The 15,751-nt window shown below is 66.9% G+C and carries 21 protein-coding genes; 6 read left to right on the forward strand and 15 right to left on the reverse strand.

Going from position 1 to position 15,751, the window contains the following annotated elements; translation table 11 throughout:
- The first annotated feature begins 25 nt into the window (after positions 1-25).
- Positions 26-220, forward strand: a complete 195-nt coding sequence (locus CDO87_RS06325; RefSeq protein WP_100927994.1) for a hypothetical protein — start codon at positions 26-28, stop codon at positions 218-220.
- 15 nt (positions 221-235) lie between these two features.
- Here CDO87_RS06325 and CDO87_RS06330 read toward each other — a convergent pair whose 3' ends face one another.
- The 6 genes from CDO87_RS06330 to def (CDO87_RS06355) all read right to left on the reverse strand — a co-directional run bounded on the left by CDO87_RS06330 (position 236) and on the right by def (CDO87_RS06355) (position 3,534).
- A complete protein-coding gene (locus CDO87_RS06330; RefSeq protein ID WP_100927995.1) occupies positions 236-472 on the reverse strand; it encodes a GlsB/YeaQ/YmgE family stress response membrane protein in 237 nt (78 codons plus the stop codon).
- A gap of 5 nt (positions 473-477) precedes the next feature.
- Positions 478-744 (reverse strand): hypothetical protein, encoded by a 267-nt coding sequence (locus CDO87_RS06335; RefSeq protein ID WP_100927996.1) that lies wholly within the window; start codon positions 742-744, stop codon positions 478-480.
- Positions 745-807: 63 nt separating this feature from the next.
- Entirely contained in the window at positions 808-1,719 is a 912-nt protein-coding gene (fmt, locus tag CDO87_RS06340; protein ID WP_100927997.1) for a methionyl-tRNA formyltransferase, read from the reverse strand.
- 305 nt (positions 1,720-2,024) lie between these two features.
- A complete protein-coding gene (def, locus tag CDO87_RS06345) occupies positions 2,025-2,516 on the reverse strand; it encodes a peptide deformylase (RefSeq protein WP_100927998.1) in 492 nt (163 codons plus the stop codon).
- Positions 2,513-3,010: a peptide deformylase gene (gene def, locus CDO87_RS06350; RefSeq protein ID WP_100927999.1), complete on the reverse strand. Its 498-nt coding sequence runs from the start codon at positions 3,008-3,010 to the stop codon at positions 2,513-2,515. The genes def (CDO87_RS06345) and def (CDO87_RS06350) overlap by 4 nt, the downstream gene beginning before the upstream one ends.
- Entirely contained in the window at positions 3,007-3,534 is a 528-nt protein-coding gene (def, locus tag CDO87_RS06355) for a peptide deformylase (RefSeq protein WP_100928000.1), read from the reverse strand. Before def (CDO87_RS06355) ends, def (CDO87_RS06350) begins: the two co-directional genes overlap by 4 nt.
- A gap of 104 nt (positions 3,535-3,638) precedes the next feature.
- Between def (CDO87_RS06355) and CDO87_RS06360 the strand changes: the two genes are divergently transcribed.
- Positions 3,639-4,814, forward strand: coding sequence for a MalY/PatB family protein (locus CDO87_RS06360; protein WP_100928001.1), 1,176 nt, complete (start codon positions 3,639-3,641; stop codon positions 4,812-4,814).
- Positions 4,815-4,827: 13 nt separating this feature from the next.
- Here CDO87_RS06360 and CDO87_RS06365 read toward each other — a convergent pair whose 3' ends face one another.
- The 7 genes from CDO87_RS06365 to ispH form a co-directional block, all read right to left on the reverse strand.
- Positions 4,828-5,253 (reverse strand): hypothetical protein, encoded by a 426-nt coding sequence (locus CDO87_RS06365; RefSeq protein ID WP_100928002.1) that lies wholly within the window; start codon positions 5,251-5,253, stop codon positions 4,828-4,830.
- Positions 5,254-5,379: 126 nt separating this feature from the next.
- Entirely contained in the window at positions 5,380-6,015 is a 636-nt protein-coding gene (locus CDO87_RS06370) for a trimeric intracellular cation channel family protein (protein ID WP_100928003.1), read from the reverse strand.
- Positions 6,016-6,365: 350 nt separating this feature from the next.
- Positions 6,366-6,818 carry a ribonuclease HI gene (gene rnhA / locus CDO87_RS06375; RefSeq protein ID WP_100930858.1) on the reverse strand — a complete coding sequence of 151 codons (453 nt, stop codon included), beginning with the start codon at positions 6,816-6,818 and terminating at the stop codon, positions 6,366-6,368.
- 11 nt (positions 6,819-6,829) lie between these two features.
- Positions 6,830-7,468, reverse strand: coding sequence for a bifunctional 2-polyprenyl-6-hydroxyphenol methylase/3-demethylubiquinol 3-O-methyltransferase UbiG (locus tag CDO87_RS06380; RefSeq protein ID WP_198521831.1), 639 nt, complete (start codon positions 7,466-7,468; stop codon positions 6,830-6,832).
- Positions 7,465-7,917: a DUF3429 domain-containing protein gene (locus CDO87_RS06385; protein WP_100928004.1), complete on the reverse strand. Its 453-nt coding sequence runs from the start codon at positions 7,915-7,917 to the stop codon at positions 7,465-7,467. The genes CDO87_RS06380 and CDO87_RS06385 overlap by 4 nt, the downstream gene beginning before the upstream one ends.
- 129 nt (positions 7,918-8,046) lie before the next feature.
- Positions 8,047-8,478 carry a c-type cytochrome gene (locus CDO87_RS06390; RefSeq protein ID WP_100928005.1) on the reverse strand — a complete coding sequence of 144 codons (432 nt, stop codon included), beginning with the start codon at positions 8,476-8,478 and terminating at the stop codon, positions 8,047-8,049.
- 114 nt (positions 8,479-8,592) lie between these two features.
- Positions 8,593-9,543 carry a 4-hydroxy-3-methylbut-2-enyl diphosphate reductase gene (gene ispH / locus CDO87_RS06395; protein WP_100928006.1) on the reverse strand — a complete coding sequence of 317 codons (951 nt, stop codon included), beginning with the start codon at positions 9,541-9,543 and terminating at the stop codon, positions 8,593-8,595.
- Between the two features lie 120 nt (positions 9,544-9,663).
- On the opposite strand from ispH, the gene CDO87_RS06400 reads away from it, so the two are divergent.
- Entirely contained in the window at positions 9,664-11,343 is a 1,680-nt protein-coding gene (locus CDO87_RS06400) for a glycosyltransferase family 41 protein (RefSeq protein WP_100928007.1), read from the forward strand.
- On the opposite strand, the gene CDO87_RS06405 is transcribed toward CDO87_RS06400, so the two are convergent.
- Both CDO87_RS06405 and CDO87_RS06410 read right to left on the reverse strand, forming a co-directional pair.
- Positions 11,340-11,789, reverse strand: coding sequence for a YqaA family protein (locus CDO87_RS06405; RefSeq protein WP_254698356.1), 450 nt, complete (start codon positions 11,787-11,789; stop codon positions 11,340-11,342). The two genes, CDO87_RS06400 and CDO87_RS06405, sit on opposite strands and share 4 nt — an antisense overlap.
- Positions 11,790-11,856: 67 nt before the next feature.
- Positions 11,857-12,429, reverse strand: coding sequence for an NYN domain-containing protein (locus tag CDO87_RS06410; RefSeq protein WP_040604057.1), 573 nt, complete (start codon positions 12,427-12,429; stop codon positions 11,857-11,859).
- Positions 12,430-12,573: 144 nt separating this feature from the next.
- Between CDO87_RS06410 and folK the strand changes: the two genes are divergently transcribed.
- From folK to CDO87_RS06425, 3 genes are all read left to right on the forward strand, one after another.
- Positions 12,574-13,137 (forward strand): 2-amino-4-hydroxy-6-hydroxymethyldihydropteridine diphosphokinase, encoded by a 564-nt coding sequence (gene folK / locus CDO87_RS06415; RefSeq protein ID WP_100928009.1) that lies wholly within the window; start codon positions 12,574-12,576, stop codon positions 13,135-13,137.
- Positions 13,138-13,217: 80 nt separating this feature from the next.
- Positions 13,218-13,571: a DNA-directed RNA polymerase subunit omega gene (rpoZ, locus tag CDO87_RS06420; RefSeq protein ID WP_100928010.1), complete on the forward strand. Its 354-nt coding sequence runs from the start codon at positions 13,218-13,220 to the stop codon at positions 13,569-13,571.
- A gap of 30 nt (positions 13,572-13,601) precedes the next feature.
- Positions 13,602-15,740, forward strand: a complete 2,139-nt coding sequence (locus tag CDO87_RS06425; RefSeq protein ID WP_100928011.1) for a bifunctional (p)ppGpp synthetase/guanosine-3',5'-bis(diphosphate) 3'-pyrophosphohydrolase — start codon at positions 13,602-13,604, stop codon at positions 15,738-15,740.
- The last annotated feature ends 11 nt before the right edge of the window (positions 15,741-15,751 follow it).

Below are 15,751 nucleotides of genomic sequence, written 5' to 3' on the forward strand. Positions count from 1 at the left end.
CCATTTCAACGAAGGTTATTGTCCGATGAAACTCGCGATCTTGATGTTCGCTGCCGCGCTCCTCCTGCCGATGGCACAAGGCGCCCAGGCCCATGACCTGGTGACACCCGCCACCCCGCAGATCTCCACCCCTGGACCGGAACACGGTGGCGGATGCCGCAAGGACTCGCCGCGCGGCCAGTGCTGCCACGCAGGCTCCAAGCCGTACCATTGCCACTAAGGCCCGGGCGCGGCGTCAGCGCCGGCTGATCCAGTGCCAGAGGCCGATCAGCAGGAGCGCGCCAAGCGTCGCGCCCACCAGCCCCGCGGCCATGCCGGTCAGCACCAAAAGGAACCGCAGCACCAGCCCGCCCAAGAGCGCGCCGAGGATGCCGATGCTGATGGTGGTGACGATGCTCGTCTCCATCCCGAGGATGCGGGTCGCGATGAACCCGGCTGCGGCACCGATGATGACGAGGAAGACAAGCGACACGGGGCCTACCGCCTCCGGTCGCCGCGCCGTCCGACGCGGCCACGGTAATGCGTCGGCACGATCAGCAGGGCACCGACGGACGACACGATGGCGTTCAGCCCCGGGCTGCGGAAGCCGATGCCGAACATGATCTGCACGAAGTAGAACAGGAAAGCGCCGCCGATGCAGATGATGATCGACGGCAGGATGCCGTTCCGGGTGAACCCCGTCTTCTCCGACGCGTAACCGATGATGCCCGCGATCACAACCGTGCCGATCAGGACTGGAAACATGAGCAGGACTCCTTTGCGCAGACTATGGGGGCTCGCCGCGCGGCTGCCAAGTCCCGCCTGACCTCAGGTGCCGAACGCGGTGCCCTTCGGCAGCGGCAGGCCGTTCAGGAAGGTCTCCGCGTCCTGCGCCGACCTTCCCGCCCTCTGCGCCTCGGTGACGCGAAGGGCGCCGGTGCCGCAGGCGACGGTGAACCGGTCGTCGAGCGTGGTGCCCGCCGCCCCCTCGCCCGCGGCAGGGACCGCGGCCAACAGCTTGACCCGGTCGCCGTTCAGCGTCGTCCATGCGCCGGGAAAGGGCGACAAGCCGTTGATCTGCCGGACGATCGTGGCGGCATCGCCGGACCAGTCGATCGCCGCCTCCGCCTTGTCGATCTTGCTGGCATAGGTCACGCCCTCCTCGGGCTGCGGAACGGGTACGAGGTCGGGCAACCGCTCCAGCGCCTCGACGATCAGCGCCGAGCCGATCAGCGACAGCCGGTCGTGCAACTGGCCCGTGGTCTCCCCTGACGCGATGGGCGTGGCCTTGCGCAGCAGCACCGGGCCAGTGTCCAGCCCCGCCTCCATCTGCATGATGCAGACGCCGGTCTCCGCATCGCCCGCCATGATCGCCCGATGGATCGGCGCCGCCCCCCGCCAGCGCGGCAGAAGCGAAGCATGGATGTTGAGACACCCGTGCTCCGGCGCGTCGAGCACCGCCTGCGGCAGGATCAGCCCGTAGGCCACGACCACCGCAACCTCGGCCCGAAGCCCCGCAAACGCCTCCTGCGCCTCGGCGGATTTCAGCGAAACCGGATGCCGGACAGGCAGCCCCAGCTCCGCCGCGCGCGCATGCACGGGCGTGGGCCGGTCCTTCTTCCCCCGCCCCGCCGGGCGCGGCGGCTGGCAATAGACACAGACGACCTCGTGCCCGGCCTCGACCAGCGCATCGAGCACCGGCACCGAAAACTCCGGGGTTCCCATGAAGACCAGCCGCATCGAAATCTCCTTCCGGGCAAGAGGCGGCGCAAAGCCCCGCCCTACATCACGCGGCCCTGCTTGGCCCATCGCCCGCGCCGTGACAAGCCGATTGCCGGAAGGGGGCTCCGCCCCCCGGCCTGCGGCCTCCCCCCGAGGTATTTCGACAAGGTGAAGCGAATGGCGCGCGCTGCCCTTCATCTTGGTGCAAATACCTCGGGGGAGCTGCGGAGCAGCGGGGGCGGAGCCCCATCGCGCCCTGCAGGGCGCGCCTGTCGGCGCGCCTCATGTCTTTTCGAAGAAAAGGCGGGCCGGCGAGACGAGCCCTACGTTTTGCGCGCCTTGCGGATCAGCATGTCGCGTTTCACCTTGGACAGCCGGTCGAAGTACATCCGCCCGTTCAGGTGATCGATCTGGTGTTGCACCGAGGTGGCCCAGAGGCCGACGAAATCCCGTTCTACCCGCGTGCCCATCTCGTCCAGGTAGGCGACCGTCACGGCGCGGGGACGGGATACTTTGGCCCAGACGCCCGGCAGGTTGGGGCTGCCTTCCTCGTGGTCGCGCAGTTGCACCGAGGCGTGCAGGATTTCCGGGTTGGCCATGCGCACCGCCTCGCCGCGGGTGTCGGAGGCGTCGACCACCGCCAGCCGCAGCATCACGCCGATCTGCGGCGCGGCAAGGCCCACGCCCGGCATCGCCTCCATCGTGTCGATCATGTCGGTCCAGATGGCGCGGATCTCGTCGGTGACGGCCTCCACCGGCGCGGCGACCGTCCTGAGGCGCTTGTCGGGCCAGGGCACGAAGGGGCGGACGGTCATCGCAGGGCCTCGTATTCGGAAAGCAGCGCGCCGCGTTCCGCCAGCGGCAGGTGCTGAAAGTGCATCACCCCGTCGAGGTGATCGGTTTCGTGCTGGGCGATGCGGGCGGCGGCGCCGGTCAGCACGACCTCATGCGTCTTGTCGTCGAGGTCGGTGTAGCGCAGCCTGATCCGCGTTGGTCGGGTAACCATGACCGACACGCCGGGCATCGACAGGCAGGCTTCCTCGCCGGCCTCTTCGGGGCCGTCCAGCGGCTCCACCACCGGGTTGATGCAGACCATCGGCGTCTTCTCCCCGTCCTTCCAGGTCGCGTCCATCACGAACAGCCGCGACCGCACGCCCACCTGCGGCGCGGCGAGGCCGCGGCCCGGGGCGGCGTACATCGTCTCGAACATGTCGCCCGCCAGCCGCGCCACGGCAGAGGGCGCGCGCACCAGCATCGACGCCGCGCGCAGCCCGGTGTCCGGCCAGGTGAGGATCGGCAGCAGGCTCACGCCTTCTCCCGCGCGCGTTCCTTCTTCAGCTTGACCATCTTGCGGGTGATCATCTGACGCCGGAGCGGCTTGAGGTAGTCGATGAAGAGCTTGCCGTCGAGGTGGTCGATCTCGTGCTGGACACAGGTCGCCCAGAGGCCGTCGAAGGTTTCGGTCCGAAGCACGCCGTCGCGGTCAAGCCATTCCACGTCCACGACCTTGGGGCGCTCCACCTCGGCGTATTGCTCGGGAATGGACAGGCAGCCTTCCTCGTAGACGTTCTGCTCCTCCGACGAGGCGATGACGCGCGGGTTGAACATCACCAGCGGGCGGGCGTCCTCCCCGTTGTCGGACTTGGAGCAGTCGAGCACGATCAGCCGCGACAGCACGCCGATCTGCGGCGCGGCCAGCCCGATGCCCGGCGCGTCGTACATGGTTTCCAGCATGTCGTCGGCCAGCACGCGCAGATCGTCCGACAGGTCGGGCACGGGATCGCAGACCTTTTTCAGGCGCGGGTCGGGATGGATGAGGATGGAGCGCTTCATGCGCCGGGATTTAGGGAAATGTGCGCCTTCGCGCAAGCATCGGGGTTGCACCTGCGGATCAGTTGGCTAGCGTCCGCGGCAAAACTGCAGGAGATGCCGCCGCCATGAGCCGCTTTGACGAAGAGATCGACCGCCAGGGAACCCATTCGGTCAAATGGGACATGATGGAAAGCATCTACGGCGTGCCCTCGGACGAAGGTCTTGCGATGTGGGTGGCGGACATGGACTTCCGCCCGCCCGACTGCGTGCAGGCCGCCGTGCAGCGCATGGCCGACCACGGGCTTTACGGCTATTACGGCGACGACCGCGGATACCGCGAGGCGATCTGTTGGTGGATGAAGGAACGGCACGGCTGGACGGTCGAGCCGGGCGCCATCTTCACCACCCACGGGCTGGTCAACGGCACCGCGCTCTGCGTGCAGACCTACACTGAGCCGGGCGACGGCGTCGTCCTGTTCACGCCGGTCTACCACGCCTTTGCCCGCGTCATCAAAGCCTCCGGCCGCGAGGTCGTCGAATGTCCGCTGACGATTCAGGACGGGCGCTACGTGATGGATTTCGACGCCTACGACGCGCAGATGACCGGGCGCGAGAAGATGGTGATCCTCTGTTCGCCGCACAATCCGGGCGGCCGGGTGTGGACCCGCGAAGAACTGCAGGGGCTGGCCGATTTCGCCAGGCGGCACGACCTGATCCTCGTCTCGGACGAGATCCACCATGACCTCGTGATGCCGGGCCATACCCACGTGCCCATGCCGCTGGCGGACGACAGCATCATGGACCGGCTCGTGATGATGACCGCCACGACCAAGACCTTCAACATCGCAGGTTCCCACATCGGCAACGTGATCGTCCCTGACGAACGCCTGCGCGCGCGCTTCGCGGCGACCATGGCGGGGCTGGGGATTTCGCCCAACTCCTTCGGGATGTTCATGGCAGAGGCCGCCTATTCCCCGGAAGGCGCGGCCTGGGTCGACGAACTGGTGCAGTATCTCGACGGCAACCGGCGGCTCTTTGACGAGGGGATCAACGTCATCCCCGGCCTGCACAGCATGGAGATGCAGGCGACCTACCTCGCCTGGGTCGACTTCGCCGGGACGGGCATGGCGGCAGAGGAATACCGCGACCGCGTGCAGCAGCAGGCGAAGATCGCCGTCAACCACGGCCCGACCTTCGGCACCGGCGGCGAAACCTTCCTGCGCTTCAACTTCGCCACGCCGCGCGCCCGGGTGGTCGAGGCGGTCCGGCGGATGCAGGAGGCCTTCTCCGACCTGCAATGACGGCGCGGGGCCGTCAGCGGCCCCAGCCGCCTGCCGGACGGTAGGCGTCGCCGACCTCCATCTCCGAGACACCCAGCGCCTTCGCCACCTCCTTCTTGGTGGCATAGCGCGACTTGGTGTGGAAGTTGGTCGTCGCCTGCCGGTAACGGCCGATCCCGTAGGCGCCCGGTTCGTTGTTCTTGACGATGATCATCCAGGGATGCTTGTTCTCGCCGCCGAACTCCGGGTTCTCGAAATCCATGTGTTTCTTGGTGGTGATGTTGGTCGCCGCCGGGTCGGTCAGGTCGAAGGCCAGGAGGATACGCCCCTTCACCATGCTGGGCCGATACCCCTTGTCCATCGAGAAGATCCACATCGCCGATCCGTTGTGCGACACGAGGCCGGAGGCCAGCGCCTCCTCCGCGTGATCCTTCGGAACCCATCTGAAAAATGTAGGCATCGTGCAATCCTCCCCGCAGTATGAAATGCGGAAAGGGTGCCACGACTTCCCGTTTCGCGGGAGTATGATTTCCCTGACTTCAGCCCGGACTCCAGCCCCGAACCGGACACCCCGGTGCGCCCCCTCTCAGGGTTTGTAGCGCGGCGGAAACCCCTTGTAGACCGGCAGGCTCCAGCCAAAGGCGATGCTGCCCGCGCGCAGGCAGAAGGTGACGGCGGCACAGGCCATCGCCGCCTGGGCCGGGCCGACGGTCTGCGGCAGGAAGGTGGCCAGCCCCGTGGTCAGTGCGCCGAAGAAGGCGCAGGTCACGTAGAGTTCGCCCTGCTTCAGGATCAGCGGCACCTCGTTGGCGACCACGTCGCGCATCAGCCCGCCCGCGCAGCCGGTCAGCACGCCCATCACCAGCACGATGCCCAGCGACTGCCCTTCGGCCACGGCGATGCCAGACCCGGCGGCGACGGCCACCGACAGGGCCGCCGCATCCAGCCAGACGATCGCCTTGTAGCGGCTTTCCAGTAGATGCGCGGTAAAAAACACCAGCACGGCGGCGGCACAGGCCACGCCAAGGATATGCGGGTCCTTCATCCAGAAGATCGGGTTGCGGTCCAGCATGAGGTCGCGCAGCGTGCCGCCGCCCGTGGCTGTCAGGCAGGCAAAAAAGGCAAACCCCACGATGTCGAGCTGCGCCCGGCTGGCCACCAGCGCCCCCGTCAGCGCGAAGACAAGGACGGAGGCATAGTCAAGCAGTTGCAGCGCGGTCATGGCACCCATCCCGCGAGTGCGCGGACAGCCAGCGGCGCGGCACAGCCGATCCCGACAGGAGCGCCCTGTAACCGGAGGTGAGGTGACCAAAGGCGACGGGCCACCGGACGGCCCGAAAGGCTCCCGTCACGGCCTGTTCCACCGGCCCCGGGCTGCACAGCGCCAGCGACACACACGGTCATGCGCCAGCCCTCACGAGGCCCCGAACAGGATAACCCGGACCGAAGCCCGCAAGGGCCGACCCGGTCTGCGCCCGGCAAACGCGATGCGCGGTCATGCTGTCCTCCCCCTCTCCGCCTTGCAGACTGGTCCTTATCCCGGGCCGTCCGAAGGATCTCGCGACCCGCCTTCTACGACTTGAAGGGGGCCATGCCGGCGCGGGCCAGTTCGTCCGCGCGTTCGTTTTCCGGGTGGCCGGCGTGGCCCTTGACCCATTCCCAGACCACGTCGTGACGCGCCTGCGCGGCGTCCAGCCTCTGCCACAGTTCGACGTTCTTCACCGGCTTCTTCGCGGCGGTCTTCCAGCCGTTCTTCTTCCAGCCGAAGATCCAGCCCGTCACGCCGTTCTTCACGTACTGGCTGTCGGTGATGACCGTGATCCTGGACGGTTTCGTCAGCGATTCCAATGCGCTGATCGCCGCCATCAGTTCCATCTGGTTGTTGGTGGTGACCCGCTCGCCGCCCTTCAGCTCGCGCTGCTTGACGACCTCGCCGCCTTCCATCGCGCGCAGCAGGACGCCCCAGCCCCCGGGGCCGGGATTTCCGGAGCAGGCTCCGTCGGTATAGGCGTAGAGGTCGGGCATGGCGCTTTCGGTCAAGCGGTTTCGGTGTCTGGATCTGTGTCGGCGTCCGGCAGGATCTTCCGGGCGGTCAGGGTGAACCACCCGGCGACCTCACCGTCAAGCCCCTTGTCCGCACCCTCGCGCAGATCGTCCGTCACCATGTCGAGCGCGGCCAGCAGGCCGGTCAGCTCCGCCACGGTGTAATAGGTGTAGAACCGCCCCAGCCGGTCGCGCTTTTCGCCGGTGCCTTCCTTCAGCCCGATGTGCAGCACGCCGCCGGGTTTCAGCGCCCGGTGCAGCCGCGCCAGGTGGCCAGGCATGGCCGCACGCGGCGCGTGCAGGAGCGAGAAGTTCGCCCAGATCCCGTCATAGCGCGCCACGTCATCGATGTCCTCGAACACCGCCTTGCGGACCTTCAGCCCTTCGACCTTCGACGCCTCGGCCACCATGGCGTCGGAGGCATCCGTCGCCTCGACCTCGAACCCCATCTCAAGCATCGCCTGCGCCCAGCTTCCCGGCCCGCAACCGAGGTCGAGCACCCGCCCGCCCTTCGGCAGCCGCGCCACGAAGGCCTGCAGCGATGCGGTGGCGGCAGGGTCCCGCCCCATGGTCTGCGCGTAGTCGCCCGCGCGGGCGTTGTAGACCTCCAGCGTCTCGCGATCCGCAGTCACAGCAGCACCCCCACGGCCAGACAGGCGACGACCAGAACGGTCAGCAGCACCCGCAGTTTCATCCACCACTCGGGCGCCAGACCCCAACGCCAGAAGGCGAAGTCCAGCGTCAGCAGCCCGAGAAACCCGAAGATCAGGTAGGTCCCGGCCGAAACAGGCCCGCCCCCGGTCATGAAGAAGGCCCAGAGCGCGGGCAGCACCGACAGCCCGTAACCCGTCGCCGCCTGCCCGCCCTCTGCCTTCGTGGCAAAACCCCACAGAACGCCGGACATGAAGGACAGGATCACCGCGCCGTAGAACAGCTGCACGTAGGGGCCGGTGAACCGCGGCCCCAGCGTCGAGGCGGCGAAGTTCGCGGCAGCGGGCGACACCATCGTCAGCGCACCCCATGCAAACGGCAGCACCCCGGCCAGGCCGAGGATCAGGGCGGAACGGGGTATCTGGGTCATGGCGTCTCCGTCGCTTGGATGGCGGGCCGCGGGCGGGCGCGGCCCCGCACCCTGTTTAGCCCCCGGCACCACCGGCGGCCAGTGCCGCAAACCGGAGCCTCAAGCGCAGGCCGGACCGAAGGGCGCGCCCTATTCGTGCGGCGGGTTGCGCGAGGCCTGCAGCTCGCGGATCTCTTCCGGCCACTGGTCGTGGATGTAGGCGAGGATGTTCCAGATCTCCTCGTCCGACAGCGTGTCGCCGAAGGCGGGCATCCCGGACTCGAACCCCTTCACCCCCAGCCGCTTCACCAGCTCCGCGCCGCCCAGCTTCACGTAGTCGAAGTTCTGGACGTTGGAGTGATGCCATGTGTGGCCGCTCGCGTCATGCGGCGGGGCGGGCAGGATGCCGTCGTCGCCGGGCGACTGCCAGTCCGGCTGTCCTTCGAGGTCGGCCCCATGGCAGGACGCGCAGTTCTCGGCATAGAGCGTCTCGCCGGCGGCCAGGTCCCGGCCCTCGAATTCGTGGCCGGCAAAGGCCGGAGCGGCAAGCACAAGGGACAGGAGCAAAAGGCTGGATCGCATGGCGGGCACCCTTCCGGGGTTGGTCGTTGTCATCGGCTCAGCCTAGTCCGCAGGCGCGCCCGGGCAAATCACGTTGCGCGGCGGCCGCGGGACGGGGCGCACGCAACGCCCGTCTCACGCCGGGACACGCAGGACGCGGGGCACCTTGAACTCCACGTCTTCCTTGGCGGTCTCCACCACCTCCATCGCCACGTCGTACCGGGCGCGGAAGGCGTCGATGACCTCCTCGATCAGCACCTCGGGGGCAGAGGCCCCGGCGGTGATGCCCGCCGCGCCGATGCCCTCCAGCGCCCGCCAGTCGATGTCCGAGGCACGCTGCACCAGTTGCGCGTAGGAACAGCCCGCCTTCCGGGCGACCTCCACCAGCCTGCGCGAGTTGGAGGAGTTCGGCGCCCCCACAACCAGCAGCGCATCGACCTTCGGCGCGATGGCCTTGACCGATTCCTGCCGGTTCGTGGTGGCGTAGCAGATGTCTTCCTTGTGCGGTCCGACGATGGACGGGAACCGCGCCTTCAGCGCCGCGACGATCTCCGCGGTGTCGTCCACCGACAGCGTGGTCTGCGTGACGAAGGCCAGCCGTTCCGGATCGCGGACCTGCACATTGGCCACGTCGGCGGGGGTCTCCACCAGCAGCACCTCGCCCGCGGGCAGCTGGCCCATGGTGCCGATGGTCTCCGGATGCCCGGCATGGCCGATCATGATCATCTGCAAACCGTTCTCCGCGTGGCGGGCGGCCTCGATATGGACCTTCGAGACCAGCGGGCAGGTCGCGTCGACATAGATCATCTCGCGCCGCGCCGCCTCCGCCGGGACCGCCTTCGGCACGCCGTGGGCCGAGAAGATCACCGGGCGGTCGCCGGGACATTCCTCCAGCTCCTCGACAAAGACGGCGCCCTTGGCGCGCAGGTCATCGACGACGAACTTGTTGTGCACGATCTCGTGGCGGACGTAGACCGGCGCGCCCCATTTCTCGAGCGCCATCTCGACGATCTTGATCGCCCGGTCGACACCGGCACAGAAACCGCGCGGCGCGGCAAGGTAAAGGGTCAGTGGGGTCATGCGCATGTCTCCTTGCCCCTCACCTAGTCAGTCGCACCGCCCGCGTCCAGTAATCCGGACCTTGATCCACCAGCGTTAACCAAGCAGGCTGGGTCCAAACGCCTATTTCAAAGACAGAGTATTGCCATGACCGCCTCCAGCGACGAGTTCACCGATTTCCTGCGCTTTGGCGGGGCCGCCCCGCCGGACCCGTTCGCCGCCCTGAAGGAAAAGGTCCGCCGCAACCCGCTGGACGGCGCCGCGCTGGAGGAACTGGCCGAGGCGCAGATCGCCGGGGGCCGCATCCTCGACGGTTTCGCCACCTACAACACGCGGATCTCGCTCGGGAATGTCTCGGCGCCCACATGGGCGCGGATCGGCGCGGCGATGGACCGGCAGCAGGAATACGCGCAGGCCATCGCCTGCTTCGAGCAGAGCCTGTCGCTGGAGGACGCGCCGGAGGTCCGCCACATGATGGGCCGCGCGCTGTTCAAGCTGGGCGACGTGGACGCCTCCGTCGCGTTCCACGAAAGCGCCGCGAAAGAGACCGGCAACCTCGCTGCATGGCTTGCGGTGGCGACGCTGATCCCCGGCGCGCCCACCGCCACGCCCGAAACCATCCTCGCCGCCCGGCAGGCCTTTGCGCAGGTGCTGGCGAACTCCCCCCTCGCCAACCGGATGAAGCGCACGCCAAGACCCCGCCCCCGTACGGACGGGCCGCTGCGCGTGGGCTACGTGTCGTCGTGGCTGGAAAAGCCGAACTACATGCGGCCCACCTGGGCGCTGATCAACAACCACGACCGCGCGAAGGTGGAGGTGCACCTCTTCTCCGACAGCGCAGAAGGGGCGGAGATGATCGGCTACGAACCGCACCCGACCGACGTGATCCACACCACGGGCACGCTCGACAACACGCAACTGGGCAAGCTGATCTGCAAGACCGGGCTCGATATCCTGATCGATATCAACGCCTACAGCACACCCGAACGGCTGGGCATCTTCACCCAGCCCGTCGCGCCGATCTGTCTTGCATGGCAGAACCACTTCGCCCCCTCCGGCCTGCCCGGCTTTCACGGGATCGTCGGGGACGAGCAATCGGTGAAACCGGGCGAGGAGAGGTTCTTCAACGAAACCGTCCACCGCCTGCCCACCAGCTACCTGACCTTCACCGTCGCCCACAGGGCGCCGCCCGTGACCGATCCGCCCTGCCTGACGAAAGGTCACATCACCTTTGGCAGCCTCTGCGTGCAGTACAAGCTGACGCCTACCGTGATCGACGCCTGGTCGGAGATCCTGAAGGGCGTCCCCGGATCGAAGCTGTTCCTTGCCAACCGCACGCTGGAAAGCGGCGAGAACCGCGTCTGGCTGACCGAACGCTTCGCCGAACGGGGGATTGGGACGGATCGGCTGATCCTCGACGGCGGGGCCGAGCACTACGACTACCTGAAGAACTACGACCGGATGGATTTCGCGCTCGACGCCTTCCCCTACAACGGCGGCACCACCACGGTCGAGGCGATCTGGCAGGGCGTGCCGGTGCTGACCTTCGACGGCGACCGCTGGGCCTCGCGCACCTCCGCCTCGCTGATCTGCTACACGCACCTGAAGGACTTCGTCGCGCCCTCCCGGCAGGCGATGATCGACATGGCGATCCGCATGGGCAACGACCCCGAGACCCCCGCACGGCTGAAAGAGATGCGCCACGGGATGCGTGACGCCCTGAAGGACGCGCCGGTCTGCGACGGCAAGCGGATGGCGCAGTCAATGGAGGCGCTCTTCGACCGGCTGATGGACCGCCAGACCGGCCGGCAGGCGGACCCCGCCTAGCCGATGATCCCCGCCGCCGCCCAGGCGAACAGGATGTAGCGCACCGTCTTGGCGAAGGCGACGAGCGCCACGAACAGCCACAGCGGCGTGCGCATCACGCCCGCGATCAGGGTGATGGCGTCGCCCAGAGGCGCCCATGACAAGAGCAGCGTCCAGACGCCCCAGCGCGCGTACCAGCGCTGCGCCCGCTCAAGCTGCGCCTCGGAGGCCGGGAACCAGCGCGACCCGCGGAACCGCTCCGCCGCGCGGCCCATGGCGTAGTTCACCACCGACCCCAGCGTGTTCCCGACCGAGGCGACCACGATCAGCAGCCACAGCGGCCAGATGTCCTTGGCCTGCATCGCGGCAAAGACCAGTTCCGACTGGAACGGCAGGACCGTCGCCGCACCGAAGGCGGCAAGGAAAAGGCCGCCCATTGCGACGAATGTGGCGGCCAATCCCGTCATCGTTTCCCGGCTGGTGCCCCATCCGGCCCGGCGCCATCCCCACAGCGCCTGCCGGAAGGGTGCCCCGTCACTTGGACGAGGCGACCTCGAAGTTGCGTTCCACCTGCTGCTCGCGCGGCGGGCGGCCGATGACTTCGCGCAGCTCGTCCAGCTCGATGAAGTTGTCGGCCTGGCGGCGCAGTTCGTCGGCGATCATCGGCGGCTGGCTGCGGATGGTCGAAACGACCGAGACCCGCACGCCCTGACGCTGAAGCGATTCGACCAGGGGCCGGAAGTCGCCATCGCCGGAGAACAGCACGATATGGTCCACGCGCGGTGCCAGCTCCATGGCATCGACCGTCAGCTCGATGTCCATGTTGCCCTTGACCTTACGGCGTCCCTGGCTGTCCGTGTACTCCTTCGCGGGCTTTGTCACCATGGTGAAGCCGTTGTAATGGAGCCAGTCGACCAGCGGCCGGATCGGCGAATACTCGTCGTTTTCCAGCAAAGCCGTGTAATAGAATGCGCGCACCATCTTGCCACGACGCGCGAATTCCTGCCGCAGGAGCTTGTAGTCGATATCGAAGCCGAGTGCTTTTGCGGCTGCGTAGAGATTTGAGCCGTCTATGAACAGCGCAAGCCGTTCGTCCTTGTAAAACATCAAATGTCCTTTCATTCAATGTGTCCGCCGTCGTCCGTGAGTGTGAGTGTTTGGATAAAGGGCGGGCGTAGGAGCTAAGGTTAATGCTTTCAGCACGCATATCAAGCGCGCAAAACACCTCATAAGGATAGACCGGCGATCAATATGGAACAAGAATTCTTGATTGCATTGGGGTCGAACCTCGGGTCCGACCACGGCGACCCTGCGGAAACCGTGAAAGCGGCGCTTGCAGCGCTGGCAGATGCGGGCTTCCGGTTGCGACGGGTCAGCCGATTCTTCGCGACGCCGTGTTTCCCCGCCGGGGCCGGTCCCGACTACGTCAACGCCTGCGCCGCCGTGACCCTGCCCGGCGCCGCCGCGCCCGAGGTTCTGACCCGGCTGCATGCGATCGAGGCGGACTTCGGTCGCGCCCGCGTGCAGCGCTGGGGCAGCCGGACGCTCGACCTCGACCTGATCGCCGCCGATGACACCGTCCTGCCCGATGCGGACACCCACGCCGCCTGGCGCGCCCTGCCGCTCGAGGATCAGAAAAACCGCGCCCCCGACCGGCTGATCCTGCCCCACCCCCGGCTCCAGGAACGCGCTTTCGTGCTTGTGCCCCTGCGCGACGTGGCCGCCGGATGGCGCCATCCGGTGCTGGGCACAACCGTCGCCGCGATGACCGAGGCGCTGCCCGAAGAGCTGCGGCAAGAGGTCTTGCCATTGTGACTTGACGCCGCTTGTAAATCCGGCATTGCCGCGTTAAACCGTGGTTTCTCAGGAATCCACCACAGGATTGGAGCGTTCAGATGGCCCGCGTGACGGTAGAAGATTGCGTTGACAAGGTACCCAACCGGTTCGAACTGGTGATGCTCGCCGCGCACCGCGCGCGTGAGTTGTCCGCCGGTGCGGCGATCACCGTGGACCGCGACAACGACAAGAACCCCGTCGTTGCCCTGCGCGAGATCGCGGAGGAAACCCAGTCCACCGACGAACTGCGCGAGCGCCTGATCGAGTCGAACCAGACCCAGATCGAGGTCGACGAACCCGAGGACGACGCCATGGCGCTGCTCATGGGTGCCGAACAGGACAAGCCTCAGGACGACGACATGTCCGAAGAGAAGCTGCTGCGCGCGCTCATGGAAGCGCAGGGCCAAAGCTGAGCGGGACCTTTTGGGTCGGGGTAGGGCAACATGATCGCTGCTGAGGATCTTGTTGCCCTCGTCCGCAACTACAATCCGAAAACCAACGAGAAACTGATCACGGCGGCCTACGAGTACGGCCGCCAGATGCACGAAGGTCAGTTCCGCAAGTCGGGTGAACCCTATTTCACCCACCCCGTCGCCGTGGCCGCCATCCTGACGGAACAGCAGCTCGACGACGCGACGATCATCACCGCCCTGCTGCACGACACGATCGAGGACACCCGTTCCACCTATACAGAGGTGGAGCAGAACTTCGGCCACGAGGTCGCGGAACTGGTGGATGGCGTCACCAAGCTGACCAACCTCCAGCTTTCCAGCTCCGAGACCAAGCAGGCAGAGAACTTCCGCAAGCTGTTCATGGCGATGTCCAAGGACCTGCGCGTCATCCTCGTTAAGCTCGCCGACCGGCTGCACAACATGCGCACCATCAAGGCGATGAAGCCGGAGAAGCAGCAGCAGAAGGCGCGCGAGACGATGGAGATCTTCGCCCCCCTCGCCGGACGCATGGGCATGCAGTCCATGCGCGAGGAGCTGGAGGATCTCGCCTTCCGCGTGCTGAACCCGCAGGGCCGCGAATCGATCATCCGCCGCTTCATCACGCTGCAGAAGGAAACCGGCGACGTGATCCACCGGATCACCTCGGACATGCGGCACGAACTGGAAAAGGCCGGCGTCGACGCCGAGGTCTTCGGCCGCGCGAAGAAGCCCTACTCCATCTGGCGCAAGATGCAGGAGAAGAAGATCGGCTTCTCCCGCCTCTCGGACATCTACGGCTTCCGCATCATCACCCGGTCGGAGGCGGACTGCTACGCCACGCTCGGCGCGATCCACCAGCGCTGGCGCGCCGTGCCGGGCCGCTTCAAGGACTACATCAGCCAGCCGAAATCGAACGGCTACCGGTCGATCCACACCACCGTCTCGGGCCGCGACGGCAAGCGGGTCGAGGTGCAGATCCGCACGCGCGAGATGCATGAGGTCGCCGAAACCGGCGTTGCCGCGCACTGGTCCTACCGCGACGGCGCCCCCGCCGAGAACCGCTTTGCCGTCGATCCTGCCAAGTGGATCGCGTCCGTCACCGAACAGTTCGATTCGGAGGAGGATCACGACGCCTTCATGGAGGCGGTGAAGCTGGAGATGTACTCCGACAAGGTGTTCTGCTTCACGCCCAAGGGCGACGTGGTGAAGCTGCCCAAGGGCGCGACGCCGCTGGACTACGCCTACCAGATCCACACCCGCATCGGTTCGAAATGCGTCGGCGCCAAGGTCGACGGCATCCGCGTGCCGCTCTGGACCCGGCTGAAGAACGGCCAGTCGGTCGAGATCATCACCGCCGAGGGGCAGGCCCCGCAGGCCACGTGGCTCGACATCGCGACGACCGGCAAGGCCAAGACCGCGATCCGCCGCGCGCTGCGCGAGGCCAACAAGGAACGCTTTGCGCGGCTGGGCCTCGAACTGGCGCGCGCCGCCTTCGAAAGCCACGGCAAGAAGGCCACCGACAAGGTGCTCGAAAAAGCGGCCAAGACCCTGCGGCTGGAAGACACCGAAACCCTGCTGGCCCGCCTCGGCAGCGCCGAACTGACCACCCGCGAAGTGGTGGAGGCGATCTATCCCAACCTCGCCGTCGTCCGGGACGTGGAGGTGGACACCAAGCGCGCGGTCGTCGGCCTAGAACACGGCCAGGGGTTCGAACGCGCCTCCTGCTGCCAGCCGCTGCCCGGCGAACGCATCGTGGGCCTCGCCCATCGCGGCAAGGGCGTGGCGGTGCACGCCATCGACTGCGCCGCGCTGGCCGCCTACGAGGATCAGCCGTCGCGCTGGCTCGACCTGCACTGGGCGGACGGCATCCACCCGGCGGTCTACACGGTCACCCTTGAAATGGTGCTCGGAAATGATGCAGGCGCATTGGGACGGATTTGCACATTGATCGGAGAGCGCAAGGCCAATATCTCCGACATGACCTTCCTTGACAAGAAACCGGATTTTTACCGCATCATGATGGATATCGACCTGCGCGATGCCGAGCACCTGCATTCCGTCGTCTCCGCGCTGGAGGCAGAGAGCATGGTCGCTTCGGTAGAGCGACGGCGCGATCCCGGGCTGGAGGCGGCGCCGGAAGCGGCAGAATAAAGCGAGGCATC

Origin of the sequence: Sagittula sp. P11 (assembly GCF_002814095.1) — a bacterium.
Classification (GTDB): Bacteria; Pseudomonadota; Alphaproteobacteria; order Rhodobacterales; family Rhodobacteraceae; genus Sagittula.